Source organism: Stenotrophomonas sp. YJH_SMC_69 (assembly GCF_059370495.1).
The window spans coordinates 82,077-99,780 of sequence record NZ_JCAFTS010000012.1 but is presented as its reverse complement, the minus strand read 5'-3'; the positions used below and the strand labels follow the sequence as shown (position 1 = coordinate 99,780).

The 17,704-nt window shown below is 68.7% G+C and carries 16 protein-coding genes; 8 read left to right on the top strand and 8 right to left on the bottom strand.

Going from position 1 to position 17,704, the window contains the following annotated elements; all coding sequences use genetic code 11:
- Positions 1 to 340: 340 nt before the first annotated feature.
- Positions 341 to 994: a response regulator gene (locus tag AC5P8F_RS18185; protein ID WP_014647476.1), complete on the bottom strand. Its 654-nt coding sequence runs from the start codon at positions 992 to 994 to the stop codon at positions 341 to 343.
- Positions 987 to 4,016 carry a sensor histidine kinase gene (locus tag AC5P8F_RS18180; RefSeq protein WP_346601398.1) on the bottom strand — a complete coding sequence of 1,010 codons (3,030 nt, stop codon included), beginning with the start codon at positions 4,014 to 4,016 and terminating at the stop codon, positions 987 to 989. The genes AC5P8F_RS18185 and AC5P8F_RS18180 overlap by 8 nt, the downstream gene beginning before the upstream one ends.
- Before the next feature lie 96 nt (positions 4,017 to 4,112).
- Here AC5P8F_RS18180 and AC5P8F_RS18175 point away from each other — a divergent pair, with 96 nt between their 5' ends.
- The 7 genes from AC5P8F_RS18175 (at position 4,113) to AC5P8F_RS18145 (ending at position 10,901) form a co-directional block, all read left to right on the top strand.
- Positions 4,113 to 4,445 carry a hypothetical protein gene (locus AC5P8F_RS18175; protein WP_046431144.1) on the top strand — a complete coding sequence of 111 codons (333 nt, stop codon included), beginning with the start codon at positions 4,113 to 4,115 and terminating at the stop codon, positions 4,443 to 4,445.
- A gap of 77 nt (positions 4,446 to 4,522) precedes the next feature.
- Positions 4,523 to 4,939 carry a helix-turn-helix transcriptional regulator gene (locus tag AC5P8F_RS18170; RefSeq protein WP_495220427.1) on the top strand — a complete coding sequence of 139 codons (417 nt, stop codon included), beginning with the start codon at positions 4,523 to 4,525 and terminating at the stop codon, positions 4,937 to 4,939.
- Positions 4,936 to 5,592, top strand: a complete 657-nt coding sequence (locus AC5P8F_RS18165) for a hydrolase (RefSeq protein ID WP_014647472.1) — start codon at positions 4,936 to 4,938, stop codon at positions 5,590 to 5,592. The genes AC5P8F_RS18170 and AC5P8F_RS18165 overlap by 4 nt, the downstream gene beginning before the upstream one ends.
- Before the next feature lie 2 nt (positions 5,593 to 5,594).
- On the top strand, positions 5,595 to 6,032 hold the full coding sequence (locus AC5P8F_RS18160) for a DoxX family protein (RefSeq protein WP_053495060.1): 438 nt from the start codon (positions 5,595 to 5,597) through the stop codon (positions 6,030 to 6,032).
- Positions 6,033 to 6,151: 119 nt separating this feature from the next.
- Entirely contained in the window at positions 6,152 to 7,999 is a 1,848-nt protein-coding gene (locus tag AC5P8F_RS18155) for an amidohydrolase (RefSeq protein ID WP_180835401.1), read from the top strand.
- Positions 7,978 to 9,261, top strand: a complete 1,284-nt coding sequence (locus AC5P8F_RS18150; RefSeq protein ID WP_481453769.1) for an alginate export family protein — start codon at positions 7,978 to 7,980, stop codon at positions 9,259 to 9,261. The genes AC5P8F_RS18155 and AC5P8F_RS18150 overlap by 22 nt, the downstream gene beginning before the upstream one ends.
- Entirely contained in the window at positions 9,255 to 10,901 is a 1,647-nt protein-coding gene (locus AC5P8F_RS18145) for an MFS transporter (RefSeq protein ID WP_197574546.1), read from the top strand. The genes AC5P8F_RS18150 and AC5P8F_RS18145 overlap by 7 nt, the downstream gene beginning before the upstream one ends.
- 52 nt (positions 10,902 to 10,953) lie before the next feature.
- On the opposite strand, the gene AC5P8F_RS18140 is transcribed toward AC5P8F_RS18145, so the two are convergent.
- Positions 10,954 to 11,778: an alpha/beta fold hydrolase gene (locus tag AC5P8F_RS18140; protein ID WP_197606046.1), complete on the bottom strand. Its 825-nt coding sequence runs from the start codon at positions 11,776 to 11,778 to the stop codon at positions 10,954 to 10,956.
- Positions 11,779 to 11,964: 186 nt separating this feature from the next.
- Here AC5P8F_RS18140 and AC5P8F_RS18135 point away from each other — a divergent pair, with 186 nt between their 5' ends.
- Positions 11,965 to 12,351, top strand: a complete 387-nt coding sequence (locus AC5P8F_RS18135) for a hypothetical protein (RefSeq protein WP_049440902.1) — start codon at positions 11,965 to 11,967, stop codon at positions 12,349 to 12,351.
- 75 nt (positions 12,352 to 12,426) lie between these two features.
- On the opposite strand, the gene AC5P8F_RS18130 is transcribed toward AC5P8F_RS18135, so the two are convergent.
- The 5 genes from AC5P8F_RS18130 to AC5P8F_RS18110 form a co-directional block, all read right to left on the bottom strand.
- A complete protein-coding gene (locus AC5P8F_RS18130) occupies positions 12,427 to 13,137 on the bottom strand; it encodes a DUF2968 domain-containing protein (protein ID WP_495228698.1) in 711 nt (236 codons plus the stop codon).
- A gap of 105 nt (positions 13,138 to 13,242) precedes the next feature.
- Positions 13,243 to 15,393, bottom strand: coding sequence for a TadG family pilus assembly protein (locus AC5P8F_RS18125; RefSeq protein WP_049440899.1), 2,151 nt, complete (start codon positions 15,391 to 15,393; stop codon positions 13,243 to 13,245).
- Positions 15,394 to 15,401: 8 nt separating this feature from the next.
- Entirely contained in the window at positions 15,402 to 15,863 is a 462-nt protein-coding gene (locus AC5P8F_RS18120; protein ID WP_049440896.1) for a DUF3613 domain-containing protein, read from the bottom strand.
- The gene (locus AC5P8F_RS18115) at positions 15,860 to 16,750 is read right to left on the bottom strand and encodes a tetratricopeptide repeat protein (protein ID WP_032962555.1); all 891 of its coding nucleotides are present in this window, start codon (positions 16,748 to 16,750) and stop codon (positions 15,860 to 15,862) included. Before AC5P8F_RS18115 ends, AC5P8F_RS18120 begins: the two co-directional genes overlap by 4 nt.
- Positions 16,750 to 17,685, bottom strand: a complete 936-nt coding sequence (locus AC5P8F_RS18110; protein ID WP_014647461.1) for a type II secretion system F family protein — start codon at positions 17,683 to 17,685, stop codon at positions 16,750 to 16,752. The genes AC5P8F_RS18115 and AC5P8F_RS18110 overlap by 1 nt, the downstream gene beginning before the upstream one ends.
- Between the last annotated feature and the right edge of the window lie 19 nt (positions 17,686 to 17,704).

Genomic DNA, 17,704 nt, shown 5'->3' with positions numbered 1-17,704 from the left:
TAGCCTTCGACAGGTTCCTGCGGTCTGTTGGAACGGCTCTTGGGGTCAGATCCGTTTTCCGAAGGAAAACGGATCTGACCCCTGATTGATTTCGATATCTGACAGAAGTGTCGACCAAGGTCGACACCTACCAAACGCCATCGGAATCCGTCAGAGGTGGGGCGGTGTCGGAGTGCGGGGTGTCAGCCGCATGGATGCGGCTGCCAAGCTTGCAGGGACGTACTTGCAGCGTCCCCGCAGTCCGACACCGCCCCGCCATCCCACGGAATCCATGCTGTTGCTGTTGCTGTTGCTCCAGCCCGTAGCGGGTGCAGGGCTGCAAGCCCTGCCGAACAACCCCCTAATCGTGACCGCTGTCGTCCAGGCTGATGATGCCGCGCCGCAGCGCCTGGGTCACCGCATGCGTGCGATCGCCCACGCCCAGCTTGTCCATCAGGCTCTTCATGTGCGCCTTCACCGTCTGCTCGGAAATCTGCATGCGCTCGCCGATGCGCTTGTTCGACAGGCCACCGGCCACATGCCGCAGCACCTCGGTCTCGCGCGGCGACAACCGGTCCTCCACCACATGTGCGGCAATGCTCGCAGCGACTGCCGGTGGTATCGGTGCGCGCCGGCCGCCAGCGACCATGCGGATCGTATCGACCAGCTCGTGGCGCAGCATGTCCTTCAACAGGTACGCACTGGCGCCGGCCTGCAGCGCCCGTACCGCACGCACGTCACCGCGATAGGTGGTCAGCACGATGATGCGCGCACGCGGGTCCATCGCGCGGATCCGCACGATGGCTTCCACACCATCCAGGCGTGGCATCTGCAGGTCCATCAGCACCACGTCCGGCTGCAGCTGCTGATAGCGCTCGATGGCTTCCTCGCCATCGGCGGCCTCGCCGAGCAGGCGCAGGTCGGAATGGGCGCCCAGCAGCGCGGCCAGGCCGTCACGCAGCAGCGGGTGGTCGTCGACCACCAGCACGCCGATCGGGGCAGGGGACTCAGTCATGGTGGCTTCTACTCCAGGGCCAGCGCCAACGCGATGGGCGGCGGTGATACAGGCGACGGGCGGGAACCGCCAGCGCGACTTCAGTGCCCAGCCCGGGGCGGGTCCACAGCCGCAGCTCCGCGCCGAGGCGCTGCGCGCGCTCACGCATGCCCTGCAGGCCCCAATGGCCATGCCCGGCATTTTCGTCGGCGATGCCGACGCCATCGTCGCGCACGTGCAGCAGGAAGCACCGCGCGCCGTAGGAAAGCTCTACCTCGATGGCGCTGGCATTGGCGTGGCGCAGTGCATTGCGGATGGCCTCGCGGCCGATCAGGAACACCTCCTCGGCGGCATCGGCCTGCAGCGGTGGTGTTGCGCCTTCCACAGTCAGGCGCAGCGGATTGGTGCCGTGCCCGGCGTATTCGGCGTGAACATCGGCCAGCGCCGAAGCGAGGTCGCGGCCCGCGAAAGGACCGTCGCGCAGTGCGTTGACCCGCTCCCGGCCCTCGGCCAGGTTGCGTTCGGCCAGCTGCATCGCCGATTCCAGCTGGCCGCGCACCCTGTCCGGGGTCTGCGGCGACTGGCTGATCGCGTGCAGCCGCAGGATCAGGCCCTGGCTGCCCTGCAGCAGCGTGTCGTGCAGGTCGCGGGCAATGCGTTCGCGTTCGCCATGGCGTTCCTGCAGGCGCGCACGGAACAGTGCAGCCAGCTGCCCGCTGCGGATGCGCACCGCCAGGACCAGCAGCGCAAGCACCGCGGCGGCGCACAGCAGCTTGAACCACAGGGTCTGCATGAAGGTAGGGGCGATGCGGAAGGTGCGGCTGGCGGGTGCAGTGCTCCAGATGCCGTCTTCGTTGGCGGCTTCCACCTCGAACCGGTAATTGCCCGGTGCGAGGTTGGTGTAATACGCGCGCGTGCTGCTGCCGGCATCCTGCCAGCCGTCGTCGACCCCGGACAGGCGATAGCGGTAGCGGTTGCGCTCCGGGCGCGCCAACGACAGCGCCACGTAATCGATCTGCAATTGGCTGGTGCCGGCCGGAAGGCGCAGGCCATCGCGCAGTGGCTGGTGTTCACTGCCGTACAGCACTTCGCCGATGCGCACGCTGGGCGCCATGGTGTTGACGTGCGAGCGGGTGGTGTCCAGCCAGGCCAGGCCCTGGTTGGTGGCCAGCCACAACAGGCCATCGTTGGCCAGTGCAGTGGTGGCGATCGGTCCGCTCTGCAGGGCGATGCCCGGCATGCCATCCACCGCATCGAACAGGCGGGGCGTCACCGGCTGCCGGCTGCGCAGTGCGCGCCGCAGCTGATCGCTCCCGAGCCGGACCAGGCCACGACTGCCATTGAGCCAGAGGTAGCCATTCGCATCGGCCACCATGCCGGTGATGCCTTCCATGACGCCGGCCATGTCGGTGCTCACCTGAACGAACCGGCCATTGCCCGGGCGCACGGCCAATCCGGCCTCGCCGGCTACCAGCAGGAGGTCCTGATGATCGAGTACCGCCGTGATCGGCCCGACCGACAGGCCGTGGCTGGCGTCGAAGGTTTCGATCTGCGTCGCCCCCATGCGGCGCAGCCGGCCGTCTGCATAGCCGAGCAGCAGCTGGCCGTTGGCATCCAGCGCCAGTGACGAGCAGGCCTGTTCGGGCAGGCGGCGTTCGCGTTGCCACTGGCCCTGCTGGTAGTGCAGCACCCCCCGTTCGCCGGTGCAGACCCAGGCCTGTTCGTCGTCGGGGAACAGCAGGGCATGCAGTGGTTGCCCGGTGAACGGCGCAGGCAGCGGAATCCGCGTGGTGCGGCCGGCCACGGTGCGCGCAAGGTTGACCCAGTCGAACTGCCAGATCGGGGCAGCTGCCTGGCGCGCGGCGGCCTGCAGCTGCGTGGCGCTGCCATCGAGCAGGGTGCGCTCGAGGTCGTAGGGCTTGAGGTCTTCGCCATAGCCATACACATGGCCATCGCTGGCCCGCACCAGCGAGCGGTAGGGATCACTGGGACCAACCGCCAGCGTGTGCACGCTGCGCGCGCGGAAGCGGTTGAGGCCGAGATTGGTGCCGACCCAGAGATTGCCTTCGCGATCAACGATGATCGGCACGGCCGAGGTGGCGGTCAGCCCGTGCGGCGAATCGAAGCGCTCCATGCGTATGGCGCGGTCGCCATCGAAGGTGACCCGGGCGACACCGCCATGCGGGCTCATCGTTGCCCACAGCGCGCCATCGGCAGTGAACTGCAGGCGCGCCGCCACCAGCTCCGGCAACCGCCGTGCCTCGCGCTCGCTGTCCGGCAGCAGGCCTCGTGCGTTGGCCAGCGGCGACGTACCGCGCACGCGGTCGGCCAGCCACACTTCCCCCTGCGGACTTTCGGCCAGCGTCGCCATCTGCGAAACGGCGATGCCGGTGTCCTTGAAGGCCGCCTGGCCGGCCGCGCGCACCCAGATCTTCAGGTCGGCCAGTACCCAGAAGGTGCCGCGGCTGTCGTGCAGCAGCCATTGCACGCGATGTTCCGGCACCCCCATGCCAGCGGGCAGCGGCTGCCAGCGTTGGCCAGTGAACTGGCGTAGTCCACCATTGATCGCGGCCCACAGCCGGCCGTCACGGTCCTGGCTGAAGTGTGGCACCACACCCACCGGCACGCCCTGGTCGCGGCCGTAGTTGTGCAGCTGGCCGCGCGCAAACTGACTGATGCCGGCCTGGAAGTAGCCGATCCACAGTGCATCGTCGCGGCCCCGCGCAAGGGTGACCATGTTGGTGGACGGGAAATGGCTGCCCGCGGGAGCGGCCTGGCGTTCAAAGCGACGACCGTCGAAGCGGTACAGCCCTGAGCCGGTGGCCAGCCACAACAGGCCATCGCGGTCCTGGGTGATGTCCCAGATGTCACCGGGGGCGCCCTGGCCGACGCGCCAGGCCGTGTGCTCGTAATCGGGCAACCCGCCGCTCACCGGCGGGCGCTGCACGGCAAGGGCGGGCAGGGCGGTCAACAGCAGCAGGCAGGTCAGCAGCGTCCGCAGGTGACGTTGCAACGGGAAGGGGCGGCCACGCATGGCGCGCATTCTGGCAGGTGCGGGGCAGTCCGGGGTGACCCGAACGGGGTAGGCAGTGGCCGCCGTGGTCGGCTATCACGCCGGCATGACCCCTGGAGCCCGGCCATGCAGCGCCTGTTCGTGATGTTCCCTGATCGCGGTCCGGGCATCGGCCTGCTGTGGCTGCGGCTGTGCCTGGCCGCCGCGCTGTGCGCGCCTGGCACGCATGCTGGTTGGGGGGCGGTGCTGTGCGGGCTGGCGGCGGCCATGCTCGTGCTGGGCGTGTTGACGCCGCTGGCGACCCTGATGGCAGCCGCGACCATGTTCGCGCAGCAGGCACCCTGGCCGCTGGTGGCGTTGCCTGCGGCGCTGCTGATGCTGGGGCCGGGCGCCTACTCGGTGGATGCGCGCTTGTTCGGGCGCCGCCTGCTCGGCCGTCGGCCTCCCCCATTCGGGTAGGTGCCGGCCTCGACCGACGGGGGTAGGGCATCGTGCGCCGGCCACGCACCATGGGCCACCCCCTCGCGGCGCCCCGCATGGCCACCGTCAGTCCGTCCGATCCGTCCGCCACCCCGCTTGCCCCGCAGCAGGCCGCCGCACTGCAGCGCGCCCTGCGCTATGTCGATGAGCACCTGTCGCAGCCGCTGCGGGTGACAGAGCTGGCGCAGGCTGCCTGTGTCAGCCGCTTCCACCTGGTGCGCCTGTTCCGTAGCGGCACCGGTGCCAGCCCGCTGCGCTACGTGCGCCGCCGCCGCATCCAGCGTGCCTGCCAACTGCTGCCCAGCGCGCAGCTGCCGATGGCGTGCCTGGCCCAGAAGCTGGGCTTCTTCGACCAGAGCCATTTCGTCCGCAGCTTCCGCGCCGAGACCGGCTGCAGCCCCGGCCAGTATCGGGCCGGCGATGCGGCCCTGCTGCTTCCCCCTGATCACGTTTCCCACGGAGTCCACCCATGAGCCTTGCCACCGCCACGCCCGCCCCGGCCCTGCTGTCGCCCACCGACCATGCCCTGGTGCTGATCGACTTCCAGTCGCAGATGGCATTTGCTACCCACACGATCGACATCTCCGCGCTGCGCAACAACGTGTCGCTGATCAGCAAGGGGGCCAAGGGGTTCAACGTGCCGGTCGTGTTGACCACGGTGGCCGAGACGTCATTCTCCGGCCCGATGTTCCCGGAACTGCCGCAGATCTTCCCGGGCCAGCCGGTGTTCGACCGCACTTCGATGAATACCTGGGAAGACCAGCCGGTAATCGATGAGATCAACCGCATCGGCAAGCGCCGGCTGGTTCTTGCCGGCCTGTGGACCAGTGTCTGCATCGTGGGTCCGGCGCTGTCGGCGCTGGCGCAGGGCTTCGAGGTCCACGTGATCACCGACGCCTGTGGCGATGTCAGCGAAGAAGCGCACGAGCGTGCGATCACCCGCATGGTGCAGGCCGGCGCGGTGCCGATGACCAGCGTGCAGTACCTGCTTGAACTGCAGCGTGACTGGGCACGCGGTGAAACCTACGACCTGACCACCGGCATCGCCCGCGACCACGCCGGCGGCTATGGCATCGGCATCCAGTACGCCAAGCGCATGTTCGGCGCGCAGGAAGGCGGGCACTGAGCATGCTGGCCGGCCACGGCCACGGCCACGGCCTCGACCTGGCCCTGCTGATGCTGCGGGTGGCGGCAGGCGGCTTCCTGCTGCCGCACGCGCTGGGCAAGCTGTTTGGCTGGTTCGGCGGACCGGGGCTGGCCGGCTTCGCCACCGAGCTGCGCGGTTTCGGGCTGCCGGCAGTGGCGCCGTTGCCGCTGCTGTTGTCCCTGCTGCAGGTGCTGTCCGGGCTGGCCGTGCTGCTGGGCTGGCAGACCCGCATCGCCGCGCTTGCCGCCGCTGCCTTCATCGGCTTCACCGTCCTGTTGGCCTTGCCCAGGGGCTGGTTCTGGATGCGCGGCGGCAGTGAGTACCCGCTGATGTGGGCCACGGTGCTGCTGGCCATCGCCCTGGCCGGGCCGGGGGCCTGGGCGCTGGACGGTCCACGACTTCCGGGAGCTTTCGCATGAGTCACGATCCCTTCGACCACGGCCGCCGCAACGTGGTGCTGGCCAGCGGTGCCGCGGTTGCGCTCGGCCTGGCCGGTCGCGCCGCTGCCGCACTCGATTCCACTTCCAAGGAGCGTCGCATGAGCACGCTGGTCATCCGCAATGCCCGCATCACCACACTCGACCCGCAGCAGCCGCACGCGCAGGCGCTGGCCGTTCAGGAGGGCCGCATCGTCGCTGTCGGCAGCGATGAGGAGATCATGCGCGGCTGGGGCAATGAAGCGACCCTGATCGACGCGCAGGGCCGGCGCCTGCTGCCCGGCCTAAACGACAGCCATACCCATCTGATCCGCGGTGGCCTGAACTACAACCTGGAGCTGCGCTGGGACGGTTTGCGCTCGCTGGGCGACGCGCTGGACATGTTGAAGGCCCAGGTCGACCGCACCCCGGCACCGCAGTGGGTGCGAGTGGTCGGTGGCTTCACCGCCGCACAGTTCAACGAGAAGCGCCTGCCGACGCTGCAGGAGCTCAACGACATTGCGCCGGATACGCCGGTGTTCCTGCTGCACCTGTATGACCGCGCGCTGCTCAACCGCGCCGCGCTGCGCGCCTGCGGCTACAGCAAGGACACGCCGGATCCACCGGGCGGGCAGATCGTGCGTGACTCGCTGGGCAACCCGACCGGGCTGCTGCTGGCCAAGCCCAACGCGCTGATCCTGTATGCGACGCTGGCCAAGGGGCCACGCCTGCCGATCGAGTACCAGGCGAACTCGACGCGCCACTTCATGCGCGAACTGAACCGGCTCGGCATCACCTCGGTGATCGACGCTGGCGGTGGTTTCCAGAACTACCCCGAGGACTACCAGGTCATCGAGCAGCTGCATCGCGATGACCAGCTGACGGTGCGCATCGCCTACAACCTGTTCACCCAGAACAAGGGCAAGGAAGTGGACGACTTCCGCGGCTGGAGCGAGATACTGCAGCCGCGCCAGGGCGATGACCTGCTGCGCCACAACGGCGCTGGCGAAATGCTGGTGTTCTCCGCGGCCGACTTCGAGCTGTTCAACGAGCCGCGCCCGGAACTGCCGCCTGAGCTGGAACCGGAACTGCACGATGTGGTGAAACTGCTGGTCGAGAAGCGTTGGCCGTTCCGCATCCACGCCACCTATGACGAGAGCATCACCCGCATCCTCGATGTGTACGAACAGGTCAACCGCGAGGTGCCGTTCGATGGCCTGCACTGGTTCATCGACCACGCCGAGACCATCACCCCGCGCAACATCGAACGCATCCGCGCGCTGGGCGGCGGCATCGCCGTGCAGCACCGCATGGCCTACCAGGGCGAAGCCTTCGTCGAGCGCTATGGTGTGCAGGCGGCGCGGCACACGCCGCCGGTCAAGCGCATGCTGGCCGAAGGCGTGCCGGTCGGTGCCGGTACCGATGCCACCCGCGTGGCCAGCTACAACCCGTGGGTGGCGTTGTCCTGGCTGGTGACCGGGCGCACCGTGGGCGGGCTGGCCCTGTATGGCGATGAGAACCTGCTCGAGCGCGAACAGGCGCTGCGCCTGTGGACCCAGGGCAGCGCCTGGTTCTCCGGCGACGAAGCGGTGAAGGGCACGCTGAAAGCTGGCCAGCTGGCTGATTTCATCCTGCTCTCGGCCGACTTCTTCCGCGTTGATGACGCGCAGATCGCCGACATCACCAGCCTGCTGACCGTGGTCGGCGGCCGCATCGTGCACGCCGACGGCGACTACGCCGGCCTGGCGCCGCAGCTGCCGCCGGCGATGCCGGACTGGTCGCCGGTCAACCGCTTCGGTGGCTACCACGTCGGCGGTGCTGCCACCGGATTGGCCGCCGCCCATCGCCACCATCACGGTGTCGCCTGCAGCACCCACGGCGCGCACGGGCATGCGGCCCGGCATGCGGCACCCACCGATGACCTGACCGCGTTCTGGGGCGCGATGGGATGCTCGTGCTTCGCCTTCTGAGCCTGGCGCTGCTGGCCATGCCATGGATGGCGCTGGCCTGTGACACCGGCCGCTGCACCGACATGGGCGCCGGGCAACTGCAATGGGACGCCTCGCTGCGCTTCAGGGGGATGTACTACGACCCGGCCCGGTTCGGTATCGGCGGCAGTGAAGACGGCTACGGTCTGCTGCGTGCACTGGCGTCGGCCACGTATGTCGAGGACAACTGGCAGGCACGGGTGCAGCTGGGCGTGCATGCCGAGAATGGCAAGGCAGGTGGACCCGGCCGCACCGACCGCAGCGCGCTGGACGTGCAGCAGGCGTACTGGCGCTGGCAGCGCGGTGGCTTCCATCTGCAACTCGGCCGGCAGGAAGCCGGCTATGGCAGCTCGCGGCTGTTGTCGGTGCGCGATGGGCCGAACATCCGGCTGGCATTCGATGGTGCCCGTGCAGGCTGGAAAGGCCGCCTCGGCACGCTGGACCTGATGGCGCTGCGACCGCTGGAGAACCGACCCGGCGCCTTCGATGACCGCGGCGAACGCGGTGCCCACTTGTGGGGCGCGTATGCGACTACCGCGCGTGGTCGTGGCCCAGGCCAATGGGATCTGTACCTGCTGGACTACCGTCGCGACGGCGCGCGCTTTGCCGCCGGCAGCGGCACCGAACGTCGGCAGACCCTGGGCGCGCGCTGGTTCGGCCAGGCTGGTGCACTGGACTGGAACAGCGAGCTGGTGGCGCAGGGCGGTGAACTGCGAACGACCGCCGGCACGCTCGCTATCCACGCCTGGACGCTGGCCACCGATACGGGGTGGCGCTGGACGGACCTGCCGCTGCAGCCGCGTCTGGGGCTGAAGGCCGACATCGCCAGTGGCGATGGCAATCTGCACGACGGCCGCCTGGGCACCTTCAATGCCTTGTTCCCGAAGTCGGCCTATTTCAGCGAGGCCAGCCTGCTGGCCCCGGCCAACCTGATGGACGTCCAGCCGACCCTGACACTGCGCCTGCACGACGCGCTGACCACGGAACTGGGCGTACAGATGGCCTGGAAGCATCGTCGCGCCGATGCGGTCTACACCACGCCGGCACCGCTGGTGGCGTTGCCGGGCAGCGCCGGCGGCGCGCGCCGCATCGGCACGCAGTACAAATCCGAAACCCGCTGGCAGGCCAGCGAACACTGGCAATGGCAGCTGCAGCTGGCCTGGGTCGATGCCGGGCCTGCACTGAAGCAGGCCGGCGGCCGGGACACGCTGTTCGCCTCGATCGTTGGAGCATGGCAATGGTGAACGCAACCGCGTCGCAACCCCCCGCCCAGGCCGCAGGCGCCTGGTCCCCACTGAAGATCCAGATGTTCCGCTCGATCTGGCTGGCGATCCTGGCCAGCAACATCGGCACCTGGGTCAACGACGTGGCCGCCGCCTGGGTGATGGCCGAACGTACCGGCTCGCCGTTGATGGTGGCCCTGGTGCAGTCGGCCACCACCGTGCCGATCGTGCTGCTGGCACTGGCCGCCGGAACCCTGGCCGACATCGTTGATCGCCGCAGGTACCTGCTGGCCACCCAGGGCTGGATGCTGCTGGTCGCCGCCGTGATGGCGGCGCTGACCGCGATGGACATGCTGACCCCGCAGCTGCTGGTGCTGCTGACCTTCTGCATGGGCTGCGGTGCGGCGATGGCGATGCCGGCGCAGGCCGCTATCGTGTCCGAACTGGTGCCGCAGCCGATGCTGGCCTCGGCGGTGGCGCTGAACTCGATCGGCATCAACATCGCGCGCTCGATCGGCCCGGCCATCGGCGGCGTGATCGTCGCCCAGCTCGGTGCGGTCTGGGCCTTCGGCTTCAACGCCATCACCTTCGCCGCGATGCTGTTCGTGGTGTGGGGCTGGAAGCGCGACCCGAAGCAGTCCAGCCTGCCGCCGGAAGGCTTCGGTGCGGGCCTGAAAGCGGGCCTGCGCTATGCCAGCCGCGCCGGGCGGTTGCAGGCGGTGCTGATCAAGTCGGTCGGCTTCTTCTTCTTCGCCGCAGCGATGAATGCGTTGCTGCCGGTGGTGGTGCGTGGGCAGATGCAGGGCGGGGCGGGCCAGTACGGCATGCTGCTCGGCTGCATCGGCATCGGTGCGGTGGGGGGTGCGCTGCTGCTGCCGAAGCTGCGCGTTCAGCTGGATCGCGACCTGCTGGTGCTGCTGGCGACCCTGTCGCTGGCCATGAGCCTGGTCGGGCTGGCGCTGACCCGAAGCTGGTACGTGCTGCCGCTGGTGATGCTGGTCAATGGCTTTGCCTGGATCACCGTGCTGTCGTCGCTGCAGATCGCGGCGCAGACCGCAGTGCCGGCGTGGGTGCGTGCGCGTGCGCTGGCGCTGTACATCATGGTGTTCTCTGCCGGCATGGCCGCCGGCGGCCTGAGCTGGGGCGCACTGGCTCAGCGCACCTCGCCGGAGCTGGCCCTGCTGGTGGCTGCCGCGGGTGCGGTCATCGGCGGGTTGCTGGTGTGGCGCGTGCGCATCGCCGGCACCGAAGACCTGAACCTGCGTCCGGCGGGGCACTGGCCAGCCCCCGAACTGTCGGTACCGGTATCCAATGATCGAGGCCCGGTGCTGGTGACCATCGAGTACCGCATTGACGATGCTGATCGCGCCGCGTTCCAGGCGCAGATGCGCGCACTGGGCACCATCCGCCGCCGCGATGGCGCCGTGGTCTGGGGCGTGGTCGAGGATGTGGCCACCCCGGGCATCCACCTGGAGTATTTCGTGACCCCGTCGTGGCTGGAGCACCTGCGCCAGCACGAACGCATCACCGCCGACGACAGGGCGATCCAGGAAGTGCTGCGCGGATTGCATCGCGGTGAGCGTGCGCCGGTGGTGCGCCACTTCGTGGGTGGGCATGACCCGCTGCCTGCCGCTGTGCCGCATCACCACACCGACATCTGAAAAAAAAGGGGACGGAGGGGCGGCGGCACCGTTACAGTGCCGCCGCGGCGCATCAACTGCGCGCGAACGCCAACAGGTCGGCGTTGAACTGCTCGGCGTGGGTGATGGTCAGGCCGTGCGGGGCACCGGCGTATACCTTCAGTTCGGCATTCTTGATGATCTGCGAGGAGAGCTTGGCCGAGGCATCGAACGGGACGATCTGGTCGTCATCACCGTGCACGACCAGTGCCGGCACGTCGATCTTCTTCAGGTCTTCGGTGTAATCCACTTCCGAGAATTCGTGCACGCAGTCGTACTGGCCCTTGACGCCACCGAGCATGCCCTGCAGCCAGAACGCATCACGCATGCCCTGGGTGACCGTGTTGCCATCGCGGTTGGCGCCGAAGAACGGGGTGGTCAGGTCCTTGAAGAACTGCGAACGGTCGCCGCCGGTGCCCTTGCGGATGCCGTCGAAGACCTCCAGCGGGGTGCCGGCCGGGTTGCCGGCGGTCTTGAGCATCAGCGGCGGCACGGCGCCGACCAGCACCACCTTGGCCACGCGCGTGCTGCCGTGGCGGCCGATGTAGTGGGCCACTTCGCCGCCGCCGGTGGAATGGCCGACGAGGATCGCGTCCTTCAGGTCCAGCGCCTCGATCACTGCAGCCAGATCGTCGGCGTAGGTGTCCATGTTGTTGCCGTCCCAGGTCTGGCTGGAACGGCCGTGGCTGCGGCGGTCGTGGGCGATCACGCGGTAACCGTTCTGGCCCATGAACAGCATCTGCGGGTCCCAGGCATCGGACGACAGCGGCCAGCCGTGGGCGAACACGATCGGCTGGCCGTTGCCCCAATCCTTGTAGAAGATGCGGGCGCCGTCGGCGGCGGTGACGAAGTTGCTCATTGCAGGTTCCTTGGCGGAAGGGAGGGAAGGCACCGGCAGGCTGCCGGTGCCTTCGGCAGTACAGCGCAGGTGCCGGCGACGGACTTGCACCGCTGTGCTGGATTGCAGAGGATGTGACGCATATCGCTCTGGCGGGACCCGAGTCGCGCGCCGAGGATGTCCGCAGCCCGCCTGTGGAATGCCCGGATGCCCGCCACGCGATGGTCCCTGCTGTTGTGCCTGCTGTTGCCGATGGCCGCGCCGGCTCAGACCAATGTCTACAAATGCGTGGATGGACCGCATCCGGTCTACCAGCAGACACCCTGCCAGGGCCGGTCGGCGTGGCGCTGGGATGTCCCGGCGGAGCAGTCATTGTCCCGTGGGGCGGTGGTTCCCGCAGTCACGCCATCGAAGCCGTCGCGTCGCCCGCGTCGTGCCGTCCGGGCGCAGGGCGCATTGATCACGATCAGTACGGATGCGGCGGCCTGCGAGCGTGTGCGCCGCCAGCGCGGACAGGCGCTGCTCAAACGTCGGCGGTTGGATTTCGTGCAGCGCCGGCAGCTGGATGACGCGGTCTACGACGCCTGCCAGTGAAGTGGTGCACTGAAGCGCCGAAAACAACAACGGCGCCCTGGGGCGCCGTCGTGTGCAATGCCGTGAGTGCAGCTCTCAGCGGCCGTCGCTGGTGGCGGCCGGTGCCGGCGAGGGCACGCTGTCCGGCTTGGGCAGGCTCAACTCCGGGTTGCCCTGTTCGGCCTGCAGGATCTGGATGCGGCGCTGCAGGGCGTCCAGCTGGCTGTTGGTGCTCTGCACATCGGTGCTGAGGCTGACTGCCTGCTGCTGGGCCTGCTGCAGGGCGGCGCTGACCTGCGCCGACTGTGCCTGCTGCTGTTCCATTTCCTGCTGCAGGGTGCGCAGGCGTTCTTCGTTGTAGGCCACCAGGCGCTCGGTGTAGCGCTTGCCGGCTTCCAGGCGCGTGGTGTCGATGTAGACCTGGGCCAGCTGCTCGGACTGCTGCGCGAAGGTGCGGTAGACACGTTCGGCGTTGTCCACCGCATCGGTCTTGATCACCCGCCAGAAGTTCTTCTCCTGGAACAGGGCGACGTAGTAGGTCAGGGTATTGGCGTTGAACAGCAGGCTGGCGCCGTAGTTGCCGTTGTAGGTGGTGCGCAGCTCGGTCAGCTGGCGCGAATCCATCAACTGCTTGAGCTCGTCCACGGTATTGCGCACCACCGGCGCGCTGCGCGCCGGTTCGGCTGCAGCATCGCGGTCGCCACGCGCGGCCATCGCCGCCGGTGCCACCAGCATCATGGCCACGGCCAGCACTGCTGCGTTGCGCGCGTGCCGGGCGAAGACCGCGCCCCCTGAAGTTTCTCGCATGTCTAGACCATCCACGGATGAGTGTGGGTTGAGATGAAGGTGGTTCCCCGCCGGGAGTCTAGCATGGGCGCGGGCGCCGCCAAGGGCGGCGGTCACGGCGCGATTTCAATAGACCAGCTGTGCCGCGCTGCACTGGATCGACTGCACGTTGACGTCGGTCCGGCCCAGTTCCAGGCCCAGCACGCTGGCCAGCAGGTTGGTCAGCAGAGTGCCGACACTGTTGAGCACCGGTCGCAGTGCGGCCAGGATCGGCTTCAGCACGGTGCACAGCAGGCCGCTGCAGCTGACGCTTCCGTCCGGGTTGGCGACGCCGCTGCCACTGGCGCCATCGAGGAAACCCGCCGGCGCGGTCTGGATGTACGACGCCAGGTTGTTGCGCACGCAGCCGTTGTAGTCGATCAGGTTGCCGAGCAGGCTGTCGCAGCGGTTGATCAGCAGGCCGCCGACCAGCGAGCCGAGCAGGCCATCGAGCAGGCCCAGGCCCTGGCCGGTGACGGTCGTCCTGTAACCGGTCCACACCGAACCGTCTTCCCAGCAGGTGGTCAGGCCCAGCAGGCAGGGCTTGGGGACGCCATTCTTCACCGTCCAGTTGCCCAGCGGGGCGAGGTTGCGTGCCGGATCGCCATCGCGCAGCAGCGGGATGACCTGGTCGACGTTGTAGCGTCCGCCAGTGGGAAAGGCCGCCTGCAGGTAACGATCGGCCAGCGCCTTGGCCGTGTCGTTGGCACTCATGCCCTGCTTGGGCGAGCTGAGCATGCCCGACAGCACCCGCAGCAGCTCGTTGACCAGGCTCGACACTGCGTCACCGATCGCGAGCGGATTGATCCGGGTCGAGCCGGCCTCACCCGCAGCCAGGGTCAGGTTCTGTGAGCCGGTGAGGGCGGGCAGGGTGATCCTGTCGTTGATCAGCGGCTGGCCCAGCAGCTTCAACAGCTGTTCGTTCTGCAGCGTGGCGTCGCACACATTGGCCTTGGAGAATCGCTGTGCGGGGTCGACGTTGCCGACGCAGGCACGCAGCACCGATGAATCGACCTGGATGGTGGCCTTGGGGGGACTGCCGCCGCACTGGATGCCGGTCAGGGTACCCATGCCGTTGGCCACGTCGACGTGCAGCGGCAGGTGCAGGCGCGTGCCGAGCAGGTTCAGCAGCGGCCCAAGCGCGAACAGGTTGTTGCTGTCCACGTCCACCATCAGCCGCACCTGCGCATTGTAGGCGCGGGTGCCGACGCCGCCGATGGCGATCGACGGCGGCTCGACCACGCCGCCCTGGATGTTGATGCCCAGCAGGTCCAGCCCCTTGATCGTCACGCCGTTGCCATCGTTGGCGATGGAGATGGCGGTGCTGATCAGGTTGAGCACGTTGATCTTCGATTCCAGTGCGCTGCCGACGGTGCCGTCGGGTGAGACAACTTCCGCGAACAGCCCGCCGCCGCCGGCCTGGCTGCCGAGCACGATGTTGAGCTTGTTGATGTCCAGCTGGGTGGCGACCAGGTCGGACAGGGCGCGCAGCTGCACGCCCACCGTCGAGTCACGGCCGACCACGGTGGCGGTGGCATCGACCAGTTGCGCCAGCGAGATCTTGTTGACCGACAGCAGGCGGTTGAAATCGGCCACGCTGAGGTTGGCGCTCACCGGGATGTTGAGTGCCTTCAGCAGGCCGGATGGGGTGACGTTGGCCTGCGCCAGACCGTCATAGGACAGCACCGTGGCACTGCTGACATCCAGGCCGACCAGGCGCAGGGTCGACAGCAGTACGGAATCGCCATTGGTGCGCAGCAGCTGCGAGCCCACCGCGAACACCGCCGTGGGCTCCGAGCGGCGGGCGACCGCCTGCACGCTGACGGTCGGCAGGCTGGTGTTCTGGCCGAAGAAGGGCAGCACGCTGCGCTCGGCGATCACCTGCACCGCATTGCGCGGGTTGCTGGCATCAACGCTGGTGACGAAACGGTTGCTGGTACCGCGGCTGGCACTCCAGTTGCCGCAGCGGACCTGCAAGGTGCCTGCGAACCTGTTCTGGGCCAGTGCGCTTTGCCGGGCGGCGCTGTTGTCGCTGTTGTCCGCGCTGCACAACTCCAGTCGCTGCGCGCCGGCCAGTGCGGCCAGATCGGCAACCTTCTGCGCATCGCGCTTGGCCCAGAACAGATAGCCGATCTCGATCAGGCCCAGCATCGCCAGCAAGGCCAGCATGACCAGCATCATGGTGACCGACATGCCGCCGCGTGCGCGGCCGAAACTGAACTGGCGTGGGCGTTTCATGGCCTACCTCAGCGTCCGGAGGAGGAGGCATCCTTGGACCGGGCAACATCGGTCTCAAAGAAGTCCGGGATCTCGTGTTCAAAGCTCTTCAGGTAACGCGCATAACTCAGGGTGGCCTGGTCACCCAGGATCGGCAGGCGCTGGCCGGCCTGCTGTCCCGACGCCTGCAGGCGGAACAGGTTGCGGGTGGCTTCGCCGCTCTGCAGGCGCGCACGCGGTGTTGCCGGCGGGGCACCGTCGGTTGCGGGGAGTGCCGGTGGCACCGCTGCCACCGCCGCGGATGCGGCGGGTGCGGCCAGCTCCACGGTGGGAAGCGGCTCGGCCTGCATCGGTGCTGCGGCCGGTGCCGACGGCAAGGGGCCACCTAGCATCTGTCCGGTCAATGGCTGTTGCTGGGCCTGCACGGCACCGGCAGCAAGCAGGCAGGACAGCACGGGCAACAGGCGTCGGGTCAGGCGCATCGCAGTCATGGTGTGCTTCCGGTCGGGTGTTCGGTGGTGCTGAAGCGTTCCAGCATCGACGGTGGCAGGCGCTGCGGATCGCGCTCGTCACGTGCTTCGCGGCGTGGTTCGGCTGCCAGCCGGGTGCTGCCCGACGCACGGGCGCCGTGTTCGCTGCTGGCCGCGGACGCAGGCGCAGGGGCGTTGACGGCGGCCGCCGCCTGCCGCTGCTGCAGGCGCGTGCGGATCTGCTGGGCCTGCTGCTGGATGCTGCGGCGCGTTTCGTCGTTGAGGTTGGCCTGTGCCGCCAGGCGCTCCGCGGTGGCCTGGTCGCCGCGCAGGAGCGCCCACAGTGCGAGGTTGGCCGTGGCCTTGGCGTTGCCTGGCGACAGTTCCAGGGCCTTGGCCAGCGGCTCGCGCGCCTGGTCGAACTGGCCGGCGCGCAGCCGCGCATAACCCAGGTCGCCCAGGTAGTCGGTGTTCAAGGGCTGCAGTTGCGTGGCGCGCGCCAGCGCCTGTTCGCTGCCGGCGTCGTCATCGCGGCGTGCAGCGATCAGGCCCAGGCCGTGGGCGGCCGCGGCGGCCTGCGGCCCGCTGGACAGCTCGCGATACAGCGCGACCGCTGCGTCGCTCTGGCCAGTCTCGCGCAGGGCGTCGGCCTGCAGCAGGCGCAGGGCGGGGCGATCACCATAGCGTTGGCGGAAGGCCTCCACGTGGGCGAGCGAGGCATACCAGGCGCCCTGCTGCTGCATGCGCTCGATCAGCTCCAGATAGGTGTTGCGGCTGTCCTGCGGATCGGGCTCCGGCGGCGCAAGGCTGGGCGCCCGCACGTACTTCGGCGTGGTCGATGCGCAGCCACTGGCCAGGGTGGCGAGGGCGACGGCAAGCAGCAGGCAGGGGGTGCGCAGGGCGGGCATCAGGGCGATCCCATCTTGGACATGGTGGTGGCCAGCGCGACCAGCGCTGGACCGGCAAGCACCAGCATCAGTGCCGGCAACAGGGTCAGCATCATCACCACGGTCATCTTCACCGAGAGCTTGCCGACCTTTTCCTTCAACGTGTTGCGGCGCTGCTCGCGCAGGCGGATGCTGAACTGGCGCAGCGGTTCCTGCACGGCGCCGCCGTGCGCATGCACCTGCAGGATCAGCTGCATCAGGCTGGCCAGGTCGTCATCGGCGTAGACCTCGCTCAAGCGCCGCAGTGACTGCGCGCGGGTGCGGCCGTGGGTGTAGGCCACGTTGGCTTCCTGCAGTTCGCCGCCCAGTACCGGCAACGCATCGCGCAGCTTGTCGCCCAGCGTCTGCAGGCTCTGGTCCATGCTGAAGCCCACGCCCTGCAGCAGGCGCAGCAGGTCGATCAGCAAGGGCAGTTCGTTCTCGACCGCGCGGCGGCGGCGCTTGACCCACGACGACAGCACGAACTTGGGCAGCAGCAGCCCGGCCGCCAGCGCACCGATCACCACCATCACCCTGGCCAGACCGTGCGCGCTGCTGAACGCCAGCGCCAGCGCCAGCACCAGCAGCGCAAGCAACAGGCGCAGGCCGAGATAGATGGCGGTGCCGCGGCGCGTGTTCCAGCCGGCCAGGTCCAGCAGCAGCCTGTCCTCGTTGGCCAGCAGCGCGGCCTCCAGGCGGCCACCACTGAGCGAGCGCCCGAAGCGCTCGAGCCAGCCCAGCGAGTCGCGGCGCGTGGCCTCGGTGTCGCGGGCTTCCTCGCGCGGCTGCAGGGCGGTCTTCAGCGCGGCCGAGGTGCGGTGCTCGCGATGGCTGCGCACCCAGCCGGCAATGCCGAGCAGGGCGACGCCCGCTGCCAGCACCAGCAGCGAAAGGGCGAACCAGGCGCTGGCGCTCATCGGGCACCTCCCGGGTAGC